The organism is Streptomyces sp. NPDC016469 (genome assembly GCF_040632905.1).
Classification (GTDB): Bacteria; Actinomycetota; Actinomycetes; order Streptomycetales; family Streptomycetaceae; genus Streptomyces.
Genome location: NZ_JBEYCQ010000015.1, coordinates 1 through 18,132 on the forward strand (window position 1 = coordinate 1; position 18,132 = coordinate 18,132).

General features: G+C 67.1%; 19 protein-coding genes. 5 read left to right on the plus strand and 14 right to left on the minus strand.

Features of this window, described 5'->3' with window-relative positions:
* Positions 1-92 precede the first annotated feature (92 nt).
* The 4 genes from ABZ565_RS18500 to ABZ565_RS18515 form a co-directional block, all read right to left on the minus strand.
* The gene (locus ABZ565_RS18500; RefSeq protein WP_361027523.1) at positions 93-404 is read right to left on the minus strand and encodes an SCO5918 family protein; all 312 of its coding nucleotides are present in this window, start codon (positions 402-404) and stop codon (positions 93-95) included.
* Between the two features lie 51 nt (positions 405-455).
* Positions 456-731 carry a CBS domain-containing protein gene (locus ABZ565_RS18505; protein ID WP_361028014.1) on the minus strand — a complete coding sequence of 92 codons (276 nt, stop codon included), beginning with the start codon at positions 729-731 and terminating at the stop codon, positions 456-458.
* Between the two features lie 111 nt (positions 732-842).
* Positions 843-2,333 (minus strand): DEAD/DEAH box helicase, encoded by a 1,491-nt coding sequence (locus ABZ565_RS18510; RefSeq protein ID WP_361027526.1) that lies wholly within the window; start codon positions 2,331-2,333, stop codon positions 843-845.
* A gap of 224 nt (positions 2,334-2,557) precedes the next feature.
* On the minus strand, positions 2,558-2,761 hold the full coding sequence (locus ABZ565_RS18515) for a cold-shock protein (protein ID WP_030036716.1): 204 nt from the start codon (positions 2,759-2,761) through the stop codon (positions 2,558-2,560).
* 543 nt (positions 2,762-3,304) lie between these two features.
* Between ABZ565_RS18515 and ABZ565_RS18520 the strand changes: the two genes are divergently transcribed.
* On the plus strand, positions 3,305-3,517 hold the full coding sequence (locus ABZ565_RS18520) for a DUF6243 family protein (RefSeq protein ID WP_361027529.1): 213 nt from the start codon (positions 3,305-3,307) through the stop codon (positions 3,515-3,517).
* Positions 3,518-3,564: 47 nt separating this feature from the next.
* On the opposite strand, the gene ABZ565_RS18525 is transcribed toward ABZ565_RS18520, so the two are convergent.
* The 10 genes from ABZ565_RS18525 to ABZ565_RS18570 form a co-directional block, all read right to left on the minus strand.
* The gene (locus tag ABZ565_RS18525; protein WP_361027532.1) at positions 3,565-3,912 is read right to left on the minus strand and encodes a YciI family protein; all 348 of its coding nucleotides are present in this window, start codon (positions 3,910-3,912) and stop codon (positions 3,565-3,567) included.
* 131 nt (positions 3,913-4,043) lie between these two features.
* A complete protein-coding gene (locus ABZ565_RS18530) occupies positions 4,044-4,433 on the minus strand; it encodes a VOC family protein (protein WP_361027535.1) in 390 nt (129 codons plus the stop codon).
* 302 nt (positions 4,434-4,735) lie between these two features.
* Positions 4,736-5,137, minus strand: a complete 402-nt coding sequence (locus ABZ565_RS18535; RefSeq protein ID WP_361027538.1) for a PIN domain-containing protein — start codon at positions 5,135-5,137, stop codon at positions 4,736-4,738.
* The gene (locus ABZ565_RS18540) at positions 5,134-5,382 is read right to left on the minus strand and encodes a type II toxin-antitoxin system CcdA family antitoxin (RefSeq protein WP_361027541.1); all 249 of its coding nucleotides are present in this window, start codon (positions 5,380-5,382) and stop codon (positions 5,134-5,136) included. The genes ABZ565_RS18535 and ABZ565_RS18540 overlap by 4 nt, the downstream gene beginning before the upstream one ends.
* 130 nt (positions 5,383-5,512) lie before the next feature.
* Positions 5,513-6,259 (minus strand): hypothetical protein, encoded by a 747-nt coding sequence (locus tag ABZ565_RS18545; protein WP_361027544.1) that lies wholly within the window; start codon positions 6,257-6,259, stop codon positions 5,513-5,515.
* 829 nt (positions 6,260-7,088) lie between these two features.
* Positions 7,089-9,707: a tetratricopeptide repeat protein gene (locus ABZ565_RS18550; RefSeq protein WP_361027546.1), complete on the minus strand. Its 2,619-nt coding sequence runs from the start codon at positions 9,705-9,707 to the stop codon at positions 7,089-7,091.
* 14 nt (positions 9,708-9,721) lie between these two features.
* Positions 9,722-10,150, minus strand: a complete 429-nt coding sequence (locus ABZ565_RS18555) for a hypothetical protein (RefSeq protein ID WP_361027549.1) — start codon at positions 10,148-10,150, stop codon at positions 9,722-9,724.
* Between the two features lie 513 nt (positions 10,151-10,663).
* Positions 10,664-11,647, minus strand: a complete 984-nt coding sequence (locus ABZ565_RS18560; RefSeq protein WP_361027552.1) for a hypothetical protein — start codon at positions 11,645-11,647, stop codon at positions 10,664-10,666.
* Positions 11,644-12,237 carry a hypothetical protein gene (locus tag ABZ565_RS18565; RefSeq protein ID WP_361027555.1) on the minus strand — a complete coding sequence of 198 codons (594 nt, stop codon included), beginning with the start codon at positions 12,235-12,237 and terminating at the stop codon, positions 11,644-11,646. Before ABZ565_RS18565 ends, ABZ565_RS18560 begins: the two co-directional genes overlap by 4 nt.
* Positions 12,238-12,432: 195 nt before the next feature.
* Entirely contained in the window at positions 12,433-13,458 is a 1,026-nt protein-coding gene (locus ABZ565_RS18570; protein ID WP_361027558.1) for a tetratricopeptide repeat protein, read from the minus strand.
* Positions 13,459-14,023: 565 nt separating this feature from the next.
* Here ABZ565_RS18570 and ABZ565_RS18575 point away from each other — a divergent pair.
* The 4 genes from ABZ565_RS18575 (at position 14,024) to ABZ565_RS18590 (ending at position 18,130) form a co-directional block, all read left to right on the plus strand.
* Positions 14,024-14,209, plus strand: a complete 186-nt coding sequence (locus ABZ565_RS18575; protein ID WP_361027561.1) for a hypothetical protein — start codon at positions 14,024-14,026, stop codon at positions 14,207-14,209.
* A 126-nt stretch (positions 14,210-14,335) separates the two neighbouring features.
* The gene (locus ABZ565_RS18580) at positions 14,336-16,243 is read left to right on the plus strand and encodes a nucleotidyltransferase domain-containing protein (protein WP_361027564.1); all 1,908 of its coding nucleotides are present in this window, start codon (positions 14,336-14,338) and stop codon (positions 16,241-16,243) included.
* Between the two features lie 50 nt (positions 16,244-16,293).
* Entirely contained in the window at positions 16,294-17,358 is a 1,065-nt protein-coding gene (locus ABZ565_RS18585; protein WP_361027567.1) for a hypothetical protein, read from the plus strand.
* Entirely contained in the window at positions 17,339-18,130 is a 792-nt protein-coding gene (locus ABZ565_RS18590) for an SDR family NAD(P)-dependent oxidoreductase (RefSeq protein ID WP_361027570.1), read from the plus strand. The genes ABZ565_RS18585 and ABZ565_RS18590 overlap by 20 nt, the downstream gene beginning before the upstream one ends.
* Positions 18,131-18,132 lie beyond the last annotated feature (2 nt).

Consider the following 18,132-nt stretch of genomic DNA (forward strand, 5'->3'; position numbering starts at 1 on the left):
GCCCGATCTGCGCCTCGTTCGAGCAGACCGTCGGCTCGACCATCGCCCCGGCATGTGCCGGTCGGGCCCTCCTGACTGTTTTCCTGGGACCGTCAGACGGCCACCGGGCTGCCGAGCATCGCGGAGGCGTGCTGGAGCGGGCTGACGGCCGGGGCGGCTGCGGCGGCCCGGGGAGTGCTGCGGCAGGTGAAGCCGAGCTTGGTCATCGCCCGCAGGACTTCGTCGGCGCTGAAGTCGCGGCGGTCCTGGCGGGTGATGACCTCACCCACCTGCTTGACGGGGTAGGCGCGGCGGCCGATGGTCACGGAGTCGCCGACGACCTCCTCGGGCTTGACGCCCTTCATGGAGTCCAGGACACCGCTCTTGGTGAGCTCGAACGGGAAGCGGGCGATGACACAGCGCACGTTGCCTCACAGGGAGAGGAAGGGGGATGGATCCACGGGGGGAGAGACGGTTCAGAGGGCCGGTACGAGGGCGGAGGGCCGCCGGTACGTGGCCTGCTCGGCCACCGGTGCATGCGGCCCCCGGTCGCCGAGGATGTCGCGCAGCTGGACCCGGTCGGAGTAGCCGGGTCCGTCGCGGACGATGCCGAGCTGGGCCCGGGTGACCAGGCCGGTGGGCAGGCCGTCGTTGTCGCAGACCCTCAGCCGTCCGGTCCTGGCACTGGCCATGACGGACAGGGCCACCTCCACGGTCATGTCGTCGCAGACCTGGGGCCCGGCCGCGTCCATGGCGGCGAGTGCCGCCGGGAGGACGGGGCCGGCGTTCGCCGGGTCGGGCTGGTTCTGGTCCGGTGTCACCACGTGCCTCCTGCGGAGATGGGCCTTCGGATGACGCGCTGCTCAGGCCGCCGCGTTCGTGACGGACTGCCGCCCGCGCCCGCGCCGGGCTGCCGCGCCCGGGTTGCGCCGACCGGCGGAGGACGCGCCGCGCCTGGGCCGCTCGGGCGCCGGCGTCGTGATCGTCACGGGGATGCCGGAGGGGGTCCGGGCGCCGGTGATCCGGCTGAGCGCCGCCTCGCCGGAGCGGACCTGGGTGGTCCGGGGCACGATGCCGGCGGCCGCCATGAGACGGGTCATCTCGCGGCGCTGGTCGGTGGTGACCAGGGTGACGACGCTGCCGGACTCGCCGGCCCGGGCGGTGCGGCCGCCCCGGTGCAGGTAGTCCTTGTGGTCGGCCGGCGGATCGACGTTGACGACCAGGTCCAGGTTGTCGACGTGGATGCCGCGCGCAGCGACGTTCGTCGCCACCAGGACCGTGACGTCCCCGGTCTTGAACTGGGCGAGGGTGCGGGTGCGCTGCGGCTGCGACTTGCCGCCGTGCAGAGCGGCGGCGCGGACCCCGCTGGCGAGGAAGTGCCGGGTGAGGCGGTCCACCGCGTGCTTGGTGTCCAGGAACATGATCACCCGGCCTTCGCGCGCCGCGATCTCCGTCGCCAGCCGGTGCTTGTCGGCGCCGTGCACGTGCAGGACGTGGTGCTCCATGGTGGTGACCGCGCCCTGGGAGGGGTCCACCGAGTGGACGACGGGGTCGGTGAGGTACCGCCGGACCAGAAGGTCCACGTTACGGTCCAGAGTCGCGGAGAAGAGCATCCGCTGGCCCCCGGGGCGGACCTGGTCCAGGAGCGCGGTGACCTGCGGCATGAACCCCATGTCGGTCATCTGGTCGGCCTCGTCCAGGACGGTGATCGCGACCCGGTCCAGTCGGCAGTCACCGCGCTCGATCAGGTCCTTGAGGCGGCCGGGGGTGGCCACGACGACCTCGCTGCCGCTCCGCAGAGCATTCGCCTGCCGGCCGATGGACATCCCGCCGACGACGGTGGCCAGCCGCAGCTTCGCGGCGCGGGCGTACGGGGTGAGGGCGTCGGTGACCTGCTGGGCGAGCTCCCGGGTGGGTACCAGGACCAGGGCCAGCGGCTGACGCGGCTCGGCGCGCTGACCGGCGGTGCGGGCCAGCAGGGCCAGGCCGAATGCGAGCGTCTTGCCGGAGCCGGTACGGCCGCGGCCAAGGACGTCACGGCCCGCCAGGGAGTTCGGCAGCGTGGCCCCCTGGATCGGGAACGGTGTGGTCACGCCCTGCGCGGTGAGCGCGGACAGCAGGCTCCTCGGCAGGTCGAGGCTGCTGAACACCTCGACCGCGGGCAGCGCCGGGGTGACCGTCTCGGGCAGGGCGAACTCTCCCCGCACCGGGGCGGGCCGCCGGCCACCCGAACGGTTCGGGGCGGACGAGCCGGAGCGACGGCTCCGGACCGGGCCGGCGACGGGGTGGGCCCCGCGGCCGTCACCGCGGAGGGCGGTGCGGGAGGACCGGCTGTTCGTGCGTGAGGGGTTCATGGTGAACCTTCCTTGATACGGCACGCATCAAGGAATTCCGCAGCGAAAAAGCGGCGCGGGGAATCACAGGCACGGACCGAGTGATATGCGAACGCGGCCTGCGGAAAACCGTGCCGGCGTAGGCGAAAATGAGGGGTGGTGCGCGAGAGAAAAACTGGGAAAAGCAAGTAGCTGGGGCCCGCACCCCGAGGGATGCGGGCCCCAGCTGCACATGCGCGTCAGCGTCAGGCGGTAACGATGTTCTCCGCCGTCGGGCCCTTCTGGCCCTGCGCGATGTCGAAGGACACCTTCTGGCCCTCCTGCAGCTCGCGGAAGCCCTGGGCGGCGATGTTCGAGAAGTGGGCGAACACGTCAGCGCCGCCACCGTCCTGCTCGATGAAGCCGAAACCCTTTTCCGCGTTGAACCACTTCACGGTGCCAGTAGCCATGTCAATCTCCTTTGGGCAGTACACCGGAATCCGCACTTTACGGACCCCGTGTCGCCGCGATGATGCCCTGCCCGGAAATGACCGGAAATACGAAGCGCCCCTCTACGGCTTGCGGCCGACCTGAGGCGCCTGAAGTTTTTTGGGTACCACAACTGCAACTGACTCCGACAGTAGCACGCCAAGAAGGATTATGTGCGTCCAGTAATTTCCCGTACACGCCGCCACAAAAACCTTCCCGGCGCGGGTCGCTAAATTCTGAGACGGCCGACAGAGATATTCAGTGACCCCGGCAGAGCGTTCTCGAGAACAAGAAGGCGCCTGACCGCAGAGGCGGAACACGCCCGCCCCGGCCTCCCACTGCCGCCGGGGCGGCGAAGGGCATGGCGTGCGGGGCCGACAGGACCGGGTAACGTCTTCGGCGTGTTCTTCCAGGCGCCGGTTCACGGGTGAGAGCGTGACGGGCCCCGCCGACGCCCTGCGTCACTGCCCCCCGTCCCCCTCCGTGCATCCGTAGATCACTTCACCACATCACCGGGAGAACCCGTGACCGACAGCAAGAACATCAACAACCCCGTGGGCCAGGGCGGCGGCCAGCGCAAGAAGCAGTCCCGCGCCGAACGCCAGAACAACGGTCCGCACCGCAACCTCGACCGCCAGGGCGCCGCTGACCGCAAGGCGGAGCTGGTGCGCAAGATGCGCGAGAAGACGCACGCGGCCGAGAGCACGGCGCAGACGGACGACGACGCCCGGAGCTGACGCACCCCGCACCTCGGGGCGCGGTCCTACGACCGGAGCCGAGCCGTTCAGGCGGATTCGAGGACCGGGCGGATCTCGACGGTCTCCGGCGTGGGGAGGCTCCTGGCCAGTTCGACGGCTTCCTCGCGGTCGGCCACCTCGACGATGAACCAGCCACCGAGGGTCTCCTCACCGGAGTGAGCGGGCCCGTCGGTGACTGCCGTCGTCCCGTCGGCCGTCCTGCGCACTGTCGCGGGAAGCACGTGCTCGGTCTCCAGGGCGTCGCCGCCGACGAGTTTCCCGGCCGCTGCCAGGGTGCCGATCCAGCCTTCGTACTCATTGCGGTAGGCGATCCGGTCGGCCTGGATCCGGCGGCGCGACTCGTCCGTCTCGAAGATCACGAGTGCGTACTTCATGGAGGTACCTTTCCGGCCCGCGGGCATGCGGCCAGTGCTGATGCCGGTTGAGGGGAGCGCGGTCGGCCGGCGCCACAGGCACCGGCCGAGGACCGCGCTCCGCACGGGAGCACGGTCCTCGACGCGGGCGGTTACGAGGTCCAGCCGCCGTACGGCACGGTGATGAGCTCCATGGCGTGACCCGCCGGGTCCATGAAGTACACGCCCCGGCCACCGTCGTTGTGATTGACCGTGCCCGGCCGCTTCCGCTGGGGGTCGGCGTAGTGCTCGATGCCGCGCTCCCTGATCTGCGCGTACGCCGCGTCGAACTCCTCCTCGGAGACCAGGAAGGCGTAGTGCTGCGGGGTGATGCTGTCCTCCGGCACGGTGGCGAAGTCCAGCGTGACGCCATTACCCAGACCGACCGCGATGAACGGGCCCCACTCGGCGGTGATCTCAAGGTTGAGCAGGTTCGCGAAGAACTCTGCGGAATCCCGGTTGTTCCGGGCGTGGACGATCGTGTGATTCAACTCGACTGACAAGGAATGCCTCCGAAGGCATGTCCCGACACCTCCATGCCTCACCCAGCCGGTGACCGACACGCGATGTTGCCGTAGACCGTATCGCTGTCTACCCAATGGATCAAGGGAGTTGAGGTGCGCAGCACCTGACGGGCCGTTGGTTCCTGGGCTGCCGGAGGGGGCATGAACTGGGGTTTTGCAGCGGGCGTGTGGATGGGTGCCTGTCTCTGAGAGCCGTATCTGACCGCTGTTGTCTGCTCTGCTGGGCACGGATGGGGCACGAAAGCCGGCAGTGCGACGCGCGCTCCGGGCGGGCGGACTGGTCAGAGGGGGATGATGCGGACTAGCTTGCCGCAGAGCTTGGTCATGTCATCGCTGTCGGACGTCAGCAGGGCGACGGGTTTCGGCTGGCGGAGCGCGACCTCGGCGACCGTGGCGTCAATGGCGTACTTGTGCCCGTGCAGCCCGGCACCTTTGAGCAGCTCCGCTGCCGCTTTCGCCGCCTGCTCGGTGACCGGCTCCACCTTGATGCGGGACAAGGCCCAGTTCAGACGGGGCATGTCGGTACGGGAGTGGGCTACTTCCGCGATGGTGTTCGCCCCGATCACCAGGTCGGCCCCCATGTCGTGGAAGACCTGAAACATCGCGAGGAGCTTGCGGTCCCGCGCGATCCAGGCTGAGAGCCCTTCCGAGTCCAGGACGACGGTTTCGATGCGCTCGCTCACGCGGCGTCCGCGTTCTCGGAGGAGCCGGCGGCGCCGAAGATCTTCGCGTGGGCCTCGGCGAGCTCCTCATCGCTGAAGCCTCCATGCTCTTCCTCGTGGCGGCGGAGGTCGTCGCCCAGAAGCTGGTGGCGGATCTGGCGGGCCACGGCTTCCGCTACATAGCCGGAGACGTTGTCCGTGAGCTTGCGGAGTTCCGCCACCTGGTCGCTGGGAAGCGTGACGGTGATACGAGTCGTCGAGGACATACGTCAAGCATACTGGAGTATGCGTGCAGGCTCGGCGTTGCGGGACCGGTCCTTCTGGTCAAGGCTTCGCGACCGGAGGGTGCGGTTTCCGGCGCTGGGAGTACGAGCCCGCCAACCCCGTGCGAATCGGTCAGAAGGGCGGTTCGAGACAGCTGCGGTCATCACCGTGCGGCCCCCAGTCCCAGGTCCCCTCCAGGAAAGGCTCGGAGGCGGGGGCGTCGTGGCCCCACGCTTCGAGCGCCCTCCGGGCAACACGCCGGTTGAGGTCGTCGCCGCTGGTGTCCAGGATGGCGCGCGCGTGCACGGCGAGGTGATCGCGGTGTTCGGCGAGCGCGGGGTGCTCGGAGAGGATGAGTGCGGCGATAACGGCGGCTTCGCGCACGTCCTCCTGGCTGTCTCGAAGGAAGAGCGAGACCGCCTGGTAGAGCATCGGGCGCAGGTCCCGGAAGGACGCCACGATGGTGCCGGGGGCCAGGAAGCCAGGGGCGTACTGCTCCGTGCGGCCCACAATCTCGTCGGAGGCGTCGTAGGCCGTGGAAGCCAACCAGTTCAACAGCGCCGCGCGAATGGGGACGTTGCGATAGGGCCGGTGGGTCGTAGCTGCCGGGTGGGTGAGGATGCCCGCGACATACAGGGCGGCGGGGGCAGTGGCTTCGTAGATGGTGTTCTGGTGGCCGACCATCTCACGTAGTTCTGACAGGGCGTTGACCTGGCCCCTGGGGTCGGACGTCAGTAGCCGTGCGAGGACCTCGGGGAGGTCCTCACCGTCCCCAAAAGGCGTCTCGAGCGAACCCCAAGCAGTCTCCGACAGGACTACCTGGTACGGCGGCAATTCGGGCTCGCGCGGTGCGCCGCCGTTGGAACAGCTGTGTTTCACAGGCAAAACCTAGACCAGACGTCGGATGCGATTCTCACGGTCCACTGCGGTGCGGACGGACCTCTTGGCTCCCAGGAAGAGGCTGAACTGTGTCGAAGGGGCATCGATCTGAACAATCTCGCGGTCTGTGCCAGGCAGGCCGCGGACCTGACCGCGGTCAGGTGTGCTGAAGGGACCACCACGTCGGAAGCGGCATGCGGTTCGTCGTTCCGCTGGCCGTTCTCGCCTGGAGCGCCAGCGCGAGGCTGCGGCCGGCCTCGGCCAGCTCGTGCGGGCTCGCCGCGAAGAGGCGGATGACCAGGCATCTGACACGGATATGGCACGAGATGCCTGAACCGGTCCAGACAACAAAGAAGCCCCCGGCCGCCGGCCTGGGGCTTTTTCATGGAGCGGGTGACGAGAATCGAACTCGCGCTCTGAGCTTGGGAATCACACGGCCCTCAGGGAACAATGTGCTGCCTGAGCTGCAGAAACATGCTGATTCTTGAACTTTCTGAGAGTCCCATCGGCGCCGGTCCTGACCGCTCTCTACCGCGGCTACTGGCACGTTGTGGCACGACCGGCGCCGATGCGGCAGCAGGGTCCCAGCCCGAGGGCGGTGTAGAAGTCGATCGCGCCCCGCGCTTGCATGGTCGTTCTGCGAGGCGAAGTTCACTCCCATCGGTATTGACAACGCCCCGGGTGCGTCTACCTGCGTGGCTTCTGGGTGCGGCGCGTTTTCGCACTGGTTTCGCTGCATCTGCTTCGTCTCGAGCCATCGGTGTATTTTATGGTTCGAGGTTCTGGTCAACCGGCTGCATGGACGGTTATTGATGGCTAGTAGTTGTAGTTAGGTTGTTGTGTCTTTTCGAGGTGTGACTTCGATGTATTTCCGAGCATTAGCGAGGTTCTTGCGGCTGATCAGCGTGTTGGGGTGGGTGTCGCCGAAGACCTGTTCGCATTGTGCGAGCGTGGTCTCGTACAGAGGGATGGCACGCCCCAGATCACCTCTCGTTAGATAGGCGCCAGCTAGGTTGTTGCGGCTGATCAGCGTGTTGGGGTGGGTGTCGCCGAAGACCTGTTCGCATTGGGCGATGGTGGTCTCGTACAGGGGGATGGCGCGCCCTAGATCACCCTCCGCCGAGTATGCGTCCGCGAGGTTGGTGCGGCTGGAGAGCGTGTTGGGATGGGTATCGCCGAGCGTTTGTTCGCATTGTGTGAGGGCAGTCTCGTAGAGAGGAATAGCCCGGCCCAGGTCCCCCGCCGATTCATATGCGCCAGCGAGGCAAATTCGGCTGATGAGCGTGTCAGGGTGGGTGTCACCGAGCACCTGCTCGCGCTGGGCGAGGGTGGTCTCGTAGAGAGGAATAGCCCGGCCGAGGTCCCCTGCCGATTCATATGCGCCGGCGAGGCAATTTCGGCTGATCAGTGTGTGGGGGTCGGTGTCGCCGAGAGCCTGTTCGCACTGTGCGAGGGTGGTCTCGTACAGGGGGATGGCGCGCCCTAGATCACCCTCCGCCAAGTATGCGTCGGCGAGATTGGTGCGGCTGGAGAGCGTGTGGGGGTGGGTGTCGCCGAGGATCTGCTCACGCTGCGCAAGGGTGGCCTGATGCAGAGGGATGGCTCGTTCCAAGTCCCCCGCGGTTTGGTAAGCGTGGGCGAGGTTGTTGCGGGTGGCCAGCGTGTCGGGGTGGGTGTCGCCGAGGGTCTGCTCGCGCTGAGCGAGGGTGGTCTCGTACAGAGGAATAGCCCGCCCCAGGTCCCCCGCCGTTTGGTATGTGTAGGCGAGGTCGTTGCGGGTGGTCAGCGTGTGGGGGTGGGTGTCGCCGAGGGTCTGCTCGCGCTGGGCGAGGGTGGTCTCGTACAGAGGAATAGCCCGTTCCAGGTCCCCTGCCGATTCATATGCGCCGGCGAGACAATTTCGGCTGATGAGCGTGTGGGGGTGGGTGTCGCCGAGGGTCTGCTCGCGCTGGGCGAGGGTGGTCTCGTACAGAGGAATAGCCCGCCCCAGGTCCCCTGCCGATTCAAAAGCCGCAGCAAGGTTGTTGCGGATGGACAGGGTTTCGGGGTGGGCATAGCCGAGGACCTGCTCACGCTCGGCTAGTACGGCCTCAGAGAGGGAGATAGTGCGGGCGGTGTGGCCTTGCTGGTGAAGTCGGCTCGCAGTGGCGACGTACGCCTCGGTGAGGGGAGTGTTGTGGTGCCCGGGAGGAGTAGTTGCAGCGAGGTTTACCAGGTGAGGCGTAAGGGAGTCCCACTGGTTGTTGGTGGTGTTCTTCTGGCCCGAAGGCGGGGTGAGATGGCGCAAGGCATTTTCTTCGGCGCGACTTCGCCCTTGGAGATGCCGTTCGGAGTAGGTTCCGACGGCATCTTGGGGAGTGCGCAGGACAGTTTGGACCATGCGGTGGATGCTGAGGCTGCTGCCCGTGTCGGTAACCATGCTGTACGCGGCCAAAGTACCGATGGCCTCCGCAATGTCGTCCGGCTCTATACCAGATGGTGTAAGCAGGGTATGCGGGATGTCGTCCGGGGCGAGCCAAGCGGCGATGTGCAGTACCTCCACAGCAAGTGAACTGCTCTCCTCCAGAGCGTGGAAAGTAACGTTCCAGATCTGCGCGATGGTGCGCTCAGCGTTGATTCCATGGGCGGCCTTGGCAAGTTTGGCGCCCAGACGACGACGATAGGAATCGAGACTGACACCGAGGTTCTGTGTTAGATAGGCGCCAGCCTGCCTAATTGCCAGAGGGAAGTGCCCGAGGTCGGCGGACAGAGCCCGAGCGTCCGCCTGCTGCCGCGGTGTAGGAGTATCGGTCTTGAAAATGAGTCGGCACAGCAGGACGGTGGCGTCGTCAGGGCTCAGGTTGCCCAGGATCAGAGTGGGGATACTGTCGGGCCAGCCCGTGGTGCGGCGGCTGGTGGCCAGGTGGTGCCCCTGGTGGAGTGCCCCGGTGTACGGGGCAAGGTTGCCGGGGTCCTCGACGTTGTCGTAGACCAGCAGCCAGCCGGGATTCCAGGCAAGCCACTGCATCGCCCACGCCACCTGTGCAGCGCGTCCTGCCGTAGTCGACCAGTCGGGGACCAGCATGTGCGTGAGGTTGGTGAGGGAGGTCTCGATCTCGTCAGAGGACGCCGCGTTGATCCACCAAATTAGCGTGTAGTCGCCGCGGTAGCGGTGGGCGTAGTACAGGGCAAGAGCGCTCTTGCCGATCCCGCCGAGGCCGTGCACAGCCCCACTCTGAGTAATGGCCCCTTCGCACTGCTTGGTCAGAATACGGCGCAGTCCGGCCAGTTCCTCATCACGTCCCAGGCAGAGTGCAACCGGGGCCAGGTTCGAGGTGCCCGGTGCTGCTGTGACTTTCGCTGGCGCGTACAACGCCTCGGATGGCAGCACGTCCCCGGTATAGGCGATACCGATCCGCTCGGCCGCTACTGACCGGTGTCCTCCGGCCTCGATGGCCTGCCGGGACATGGCGGCGTCCGTGCTCATGGGCGGGGCGGGGTGTGGCCGTCGCCGGTGATCGCGGTACCGATGTGTTGGGCGGCAATCGACCGTTCACCGGACGCGGTGACGGTGAGTGTGCCTGCGGCCAGAACGGGCAACAACGCGGCCAATTCTTCCCGCAGCTCGTGGTCAGCCAGCAACGTGCGCTTGAGTAGCCTTCCCAGCACGGCTGTGGTGAACACGTCGTCCTGTTCGTCGACGGCCTCGTCCACCACACGCTCCAACTCGGCCCGGCCCGTTTCGTCCCCACGCCGCCATACCACCTGGAGGATGCGCTGCCCCAACCCGACTGTGGCGTCGGCGGCTGCGTCCTGCGCCCGGGTTAGCACCGCCGTCCCGTAGGCGCTCACGGCGGCCGTCACAGCAGGACCAGCCTGCTGCACCCACTGCGCGATCTCCGCACTAACCACACCCAACCCCCTTCACGCGCGCACCCGTTACCGGGGCATCTCCGGATGTTCGCGCCAAGGGTAGGCCCTCGCAGTGCGATGTGCCGGGTGTGCAGGGATATCTAGTGGAGGCACGGTCACAGCAGGTCATGCCTGGAGGTTGCCAGCACGCCGTCGGGCGCGGCCCGGTGGAGCAGAGTAGGAAGCCAGCCGCGCCGACGCCGGGCCTTGATGAATTCGGTGAGGTTCTACAGGGCTCGGACCGGGTACCTGGCGCGCTCGGTCAGCGGTGCGTTCGGAGGTGGTCCGGACTGCGGCGGCCTCGCGCCCCCTGTGTGTCCGTCGGTGGGGGATCTCATCGAAGGTGGCCTGGACGCCCGTGGGGTCGATGTAGGGCATAACTAGGAGGGCTGCCGATCTGAAGGCCCTTGAGCTCCTCGTCGGGCATATGAGCGCCTGCCCCCGGCATCCGCCGTTGACCGATGTCTCTCGCCTCACCTGCTACGCGGCCGGTACGTTTTCGGCCCCTGGAAGCTATCGGTCCGCGCGCCCTGGCCTGTCGGTCTGTGAGTCCGAATTTTCACGCAAAGCGATGGGGAGATCTGGTAGGCCAAGCACTTCCACCTCGCTTGCTCGTCCCTCAACTTCTAGGAACAAGTATTCCGTGATGGTCCGACCGCCGCCGCGGGTTAGTCTCTTTCGCTCCTCAACGATGAGGTGCACTTCCTTGCCCAGCTCTAGTGGGACTTCCATTATCTGGCCGGGCTCGAATTTTACCGTAACGGCCGGACTGGCTGTCGGTTTAATGACTGCGGTTCCCGGTAGCTTCATTTCTGTGACGTGTCCAAAAATCCCGCGCCGGATTCGCGTGAAGGCGTCACCGTGAGTTTTGCGAAGTTCTCTAATGTATTGCTTGCCAGATTCTGAAATCTGGGCGCTGGTTACTGATCCATCATCGGCAAGCCAGCGCAACTGCACTGCCAGATCGAACCGGTCGAGGGCGCTGACCAGGCGGGACAGGCTTGACAGCATCGGCGTCCATTCCGTGATGTCTTCCCTGGCCTCTACTGTGCCCATGGCGTCAAATAGTACGGCCATGGCTTGCCCGGCGGATTGACTTAGCTCGTCCTGTTCATCGGAGTCTTGTTCGTCGTCAGATTCGCTGTGCATGACGGGGCGCACGTGCAGGACTGTGCTGCCTGACGAAACACCGATCAGCTCTAGTTCGATGTCCTCATCGGTGGAGGCGGTTACCCCTTCTTGTAGGGGCTTCAGGAGTGTGTTGCCGATCGAGAATTTCAAGCCGCCCTTGCCGGCGGCGCTTCCCGTTAGGCGAATGACGAGCTCTTCGGTGAAATGTGCGTCAGGATTCCATCTGCGGACGGAATCGAGCCAATTTGCTCGTCTCTCCGACTCGAATTCATCCTCGCTTATCTCCAATTCGTCTTCGTTTTCCAGCCAAGAATCCAGGTCGGCGCGATGATCCTGCAGGACGCGCTGGCGCCAGCTTTCGGTCACAGGGTCACCTCCAAGTAGCCCCGCCGTGGAGCAGCGCTCTCTAGAGTAGGCGCATCCTTGTCGCCCGGCGGCCTGCATCGCTGCCACCAGTCATCCCAGGAACCCCTCTGGCGTAGGTACTCAAGTTCTGGATGTTCCAGCTCGTCAAGCTGGAACACCGAGCGGATCGGCCGGTAGCGGACCTCAATGGCGGAGAGTGAGAACAGTCGTTCGGTGTGTTGGCGCTTGAACGCCTGCGTCATCCATCCGGCCCCGCGCTTGCCTTTGATCGCCTGAGCACTGGACTCGTTCACAAAGACGGTGAGGTCGGCATTCGACGGATTTAGACGTGAGCTGACAAAGCTTCCACCGAGCCAAACGCAGTGGAGGAGAGTGTCTCCCTGGAGTAGGGCGGAGTACTGATCTTCGAGCAAGAAGAAGCGCCCTAGATAGCTCTCGAAGCCGTGCCAAATATCACGTCGAGTAGCCGATTTAGCGAAGCGTTGACTGTCAACGAGCAGCGCCCTTGCCTCCTCGGCGCTGACGCGATAGCGGCCGGGGCCGAGGAAGAAGTCCTCCCCGTTCGCCTGCACTGAAAAGTCGAGCACCATGCCCACCCCCTGTCGCCTGCTGGCCTGTCGAAGCTACAGGAAGGCAGTGACAGGCGTCACTGCCTTGTGGCGTGTGTGGTCTGGAGCTGAGCGGAAGGGTTGGGGGAGGAGCCGCTCGGCCAGGTCGATGTTCGCAGCGTAGAGGGCATGCTGAGTATCCCTGCGAAAATTATGGTGATGGCTCGCGGGCGTTCGCTAGCCCGTGACGCGGGCTGCCCGATCGCGGAGTTCCTGAGCCTCCGGGACGCCGTCGTACCGGCGCAGGCGGACGCGCATGTCCTGGAGTGCTGCCTGGACCTTCACCGAGCGGATGCCGTCGGCGCAGTCCAGGAACTCGCTCCAGGTGGCCATGGCTCCGTCGACGTCGCCTTGGCGCAGGCGGACGCCGCCGAGATCGGCGAGGACGATGGCGCGGGTACGGCGGCGGTCGAGGCCGTGGATGTCCAGGGCGAGGTGGAGGTGGTCCTCGGCGGCGTCGAGGTCGCCGAGGCGGGAGAGGATCATGCCGGATTCGTGGGCCCAGCGGCCGGGGGAGTAGTGGGCGGCCCAGGAGTCGCCGATTGCGGCGGGCGGCTTGCCGATGGCGGTCTCGGACAGGGCGAGGTGCCGGGTTGCCATGCGGCGGTCGTCGTCCTGGGCGGCGGCGTTGGCGAGGGTCGCCTCGTAATAGGCGACTGCACGCGGGTTGTCGAGGTGGCGGCCGTACTCCACGCAGGCTTCGCCGAGCTGGATGGCTTCGGCGCGATAGCCGAGGTCTACGCACTGGACGGCGAGACCCCGGAGAGCCGTTGCCGACAGTTCCGGATCGCCGGCCTCGGCGGCCAAGCGGAAGGAATGCGCGTAGTAGCGCTGGGCGAGTCCGCGCAGTTCGGGGGTGTCGCCTTCGTCCTGTGCCATCCAGCCGGCGAGGTGGACGAGCTGGGAGGTCGCGGCGAACAGGTCGCGGCCGGTGGCTTCGGTGAAGTGGCCCTCCAGCCAAAGGGCGACGTCTTGGGTGAGGTAGCGGACGGCCAGGTGGCGGGCGTGCCCGCCACCGAGTTCGGAGGCGGAGTCGCCGAGGGCCTTGACCATGTGGCGTACGGCGGCCACCTCGCCCTGGCCGACGCGGACGGCTCCGGGAAGGGCGGTCTTGGTTCGGCGGGTGATGCTGTCCATGTCGGGCAGGCCGAGTGCGGACAGCGCGTATCCGCTGGAGGCGAGGATGAACTCCCGGCGTTCCACGTCGCTCCTTCCCAGGTGCAGGACTGATGCAACGGTATCTGTGTGGGGTGCCACAGGCGTGGGCTCCGAGAGGTTGATCGCCTCGGGATCCAGTGCCAGCACCTGGGCGATGTAGGGCCACCAGTGGCCGGGGGTTCGTTCGCCTTCTATCCACCGCCGGGCGTGCTGACGCTGCAGGCGGCGCGGGTCACCGCATTCGGCGAGGCCGAGAGCACGAGCCAACTCCGATGGCCCCCAGCCTCGTTCATGGCAAGCCCGCTTGATCAGTTCCGCGACGGCCGGGTTCTTCGGCACCCCGTCACCCTCCCCACCTGGATTACGCGGGATTACGCAGGACTACATCCTGGGCCCTGTCCCGTGAGTGCGGACCGTCGTTCACTGAACATCACCCCGCAGATCTCCGATTGGCTCGAATAGGCCCTGTTCAGGGCCTATTGGTGCCTGCCCGGACACGTTGAGAGGAACCGACGGTGGCGATGCGCAGTGACAACGCACGGACCCGCACGATCTCGCTCTCGCGCCACCCCAGCGCGGCACACGGCTCCGCGGTCCGAGAGGCGGTCCGATGAGCCGTTCCTACGTAGCCGATCCGCTGGAGACCGCCCTGAGCTGGGTGTGGGCCCTCGGCACGGCTGCCGGGCTCGCAATGGTCGGACTTCTGGCCCACACCGAGCACTCCTCCGCGCAGGTGCCGTGGGCGCAGCTGACGCTCAGCTCCGAGGACGTTCCGTTGTCCGACGGCCCCGTATAGACACCCTGGCCCGTCCTTGCCTCTCGCCTCGGTTCGAGGCTCGGGGCCCCATGGAGTCCCTGCCGCAGGGCGCTCACGGCGCCCCCGCAGGCGTACCCGCTCCGCATCATCAGTGAAGGGAAGCCGATGTCCAGTCCGTACAACAGCGACACGTATCCCCTCCCCGTGTCGGTCGCGTTCAGCGGCCCCGACAACACCGGGAAGACCAAACAGATCGGAATCCTCGCCCGGCGCATGGGCCCGGCCGCGACCTCAGCAGGCCCACTCGACCACTACGACCCCCGCTGGACCGCCATCAAGGCCGACGGCATGGCCCGTTGGTGGTTCGAGACCGGCCCGGTCGAGGAGGTCGCCGACGTACTCGCCACCTCTTACCTGGAGCGCTCCCGCCACCCCTTTTCCTCGTCGGTGCGCCTGCTGGACCGGGGCATCCCGATGCTGGAGGCGTCCGTCGCCGCGACGGTCGCTGTACGAGACGACCTGGACGCCGCGCAGGCCGCAGACCGAGCCCGACTCCTGCTTGCGCCGCACGAGACCGACCTGCGAGCCGCCGAGGAGAGCGAGCACGCCCTCGTCCTCCTGCACTGCGACGACCCGGAGGAAGGTACCCGCCGGAGCCTGGCTCACGAGGTGACCGTCACCGACATCTACGCGGCGTACCAACATCACCTCCATGTGCAGATCAACCGCCTCGTCGTCGAGGGACGCTTTCCGATGGCGATCCGCATCGGAGATCGGCCGACCGTCGCCGTCCAGGACGAGGTGCGCCGGCTCCTGGCGCCCCTACACCCGGACGTGCCCGGCAGGGCTCTGGCCGGAGTGCACGTCATCGCACTGGGCGGCATGTCGGAGAGCGGCAAGAGCACGGCCGGCGAGTACCTGCGCACCCAGCACGGCCACGCCCGCCTCAAGATCGGCTACCTCATCGAGGACGCGGCCGAGCGGGCGGGGATCCATGACCCATATCGGTTGGGGTCAGTGGTGCAGGCTGAGTTGCTTGTGGACGCGCTGGACCGCTTTTGCCAGGCCCACCACTTCCTCGACTCCGTCAGCATCGAGTCGCTGCACGACTTCGACTCGACTGCCGAACTCGCGCGGATGCTCGGCCCTCAACTCACCATCGCCTACCTGGACGCATGCGAGGGCACGCGCACCCGGCGGGGCACCGCCGGGGCCCAGGACGTCGTGGACCGTGACCTCATCAAAAGCGCACGAGGCGCGGACAAGATCGTCTCCATCGCGCACGAGGTCATCGGCAACGACGGGCCGCGCCTGGAGCTGGACCGGCGGCTGGACCGCATCGCGCTCAACCGCCGCTGGCCGGAGCACCAACCCTCCACCATGCCGGTCAACGCACTCGGACTCCCCGTGCACCTGGAGTCCTATCTGGCGGAATTCCTTGACCGGACCACCGGCCTGCGCCCGCTGATCGACCTGCTCGCCGTCACCGGAAGCGGAGCCCGGGGCAAGTACCAGCACGGCTGGAGCGACCTCGACGTCCTTGTCGTGGCCGACACCTCCTCCCTCGACGAGATGCGCCAGATCCTCGCGGATCTGGAGACCGAGCTCGGCGGGGTCAAGCTGGGCATGACCGTACTGACCCGCGCCGAGTGCAGGGCCGGCGCCATCACCTCTCGACTGCTTCACGTCCTCGCTCTCATCGGCAGCGGGTCGCTGCTCCCCTTGTGGTCGACCCCTGGCCTGGCTCTGCCCGCTCCGGACGCGGCCACCGACGTGGCTGTAAGCCTGCGCGACGGCATCCAGGCCGCCATCGAGATCCGCCGCCAGTTCCTTAGGGGAAGCCCCGACCTCCGTGCCCTCTACAAGGTGACCGCGCTGCTCGCGAAGATTCAGCTCCGTTTCAGTGGGATCGAGTGCCCCTCCGACAGCGACGCCCTCACCGTCCTCCTCGACGCCACGCGGCAGGACACGAGCCTGGTCACCACCGCCCGCACCGAGCCGCTCGCTGCCGAAGCGCTCGCACTCCTCGTTCTCCGGGCTTGGCTGGACACCCTCCCTGAGGAGCCGCGGTGAGCGCGAACGTCCGACGGCCCATGGCAGCAACGGGTCTCTTCCATAAGCCAGTGGCGACCCGGGAACGGGCCGAAGTCGAGGCGAAGGGATGGGCACAGCTCTCCTCGCGCATCGCGGTTCCGGCCCTTCACGGGCAGATCGCGTTACCGGACAGACAACTCCTCGCCTACGAGGACGTTTTCGCCAACGGCCGTTGCGAGCTGTTGATGGGCGATGTGATCGCCCTCGCCGACCGCGATCCGGCCGTCCAGCCCCGTCTGGCCCGCCTCGTGGACGGGGTCTGTGCCGACCTGCGTGCAGCGGCTGAGGAGACCGGGAGGAGCGTGCCGCTGGCCGAGTGCGTCCCGGACCTCTACCTCGAACGCATTCGTCCCGGTAGCCGACTGGACCGTTGGTATCTGCGCCGAGACCTGTCACTTGCCCTGCCCCACACCGATACGACCCTCAGCCTCCGGGAACTGGCTGGCTTCACCCTCACTGCCAACGGCAGACCGCTGACGTTGAACGTCGCCGACACCATCGACAACGTCCGCCTTGCCCTGGCTCCCGATCGCCGCAGGCTCGCCGTTCTCACGCAGGGCGATCCCACGGAGCCCAACATCGCCGACCCGCTGTGCTGGCTCGACTTCGAGTTAGCCGGGCGCAACACCGCCGCGGGCGAGGCCGCCAACCTGCTCTGGTATCTGATGGCCCTGGGCGGCTGGCTCGTTCCCCGCTACCAGCCCGATGTGTACGCCCGCACCCTCCGCCTTGCCCTGCCGCCCCTGACCCGCCCGCGCATCGAGCACCTGGAACTGCACCGGACCAGTCGGCACATCGATGTCCGATACTCCTGGAACACCAGCCCCGGCCGCGCTGCGGCCGTCACCTGTGCCCTGGACGGCCTTCGCAGGGAGAACGGCAGCGGCCTGGAGGAGATCCGTGCCTTTCTTGCCGTGCGCGTCCTCGGCGTCATCCCGCCCTCCCGGCTCACCGGACACGACCTCCTGCTCGTCCTGATCAAACTCGCCGAGAGCCAGGACCCGCACACGACGCTCGACACCTTCTTCACCACCGCACCGGTCCCTCACCTCCACCCCGGCGAACGGAGCAGCAATGTCCCTGCCCCTGCTTGAGACTCCTCTCCAGACCCGGCCGCTCCAGGGCCGCACCGCCCTCGTCACCGGCGGGGCCTCCGGCATCGGCGCTGAGATCGGACGGGCGCTCGCGGCCGCCGGAGCAACCGTGGCGGTCAACCACCTCGGCCAGGACCCCGACGCCCACGCCCTCCTCGCTGCCTTCGAACGCGCGGGCAGTCCAGGGATCGCGGTGAACGCCGACCTGACCGATCCAGGCAGCGTCCGGACCATGGCCGACCTCGTGCGCGCCGAGATCGGACCCGTCGACATCCTGGTGAACAACGTCGGCTCCTACCCCCGCGTTGCCTGGCAGGACATCGACGAGGCCGCCTGGAACTACTCCCTCGACGTGAACCTCACCGCTCACTACCGCACCTGCCACGTGCTCACCCCCGGCATGATCGAACGCCGCTGGGGCCGGATCGTGAACATCGGCAGTGTTAATGCCCGCGCCGGCCGGACGAACCTCGTCGCGTACAGCACCGCGAAGGCAGGGCTGCTGGGACTGACCCGCTCCCTCGCCCGCGAACTGGGCCCGTACGGGATCTGCGTCAACACCGTCATGCCCGGGGCCATCCAGGTCGAGGCCGAGAAGACCCTCCCCGCCCAGCACCGCGCGCGGCCGGAGGACCAGATCCAGCGCCAGTGTGTCCCGCGCCGTGGCCGGCCCGAGGATGTCGCCGCCCTGGTGACGTTTCTCGTGGGCCCCTCCGCCTCGTTCATCACGGGGCAGTCCGTCCACGTCGACGGCGGCTGGCTGCTGCACTGAGA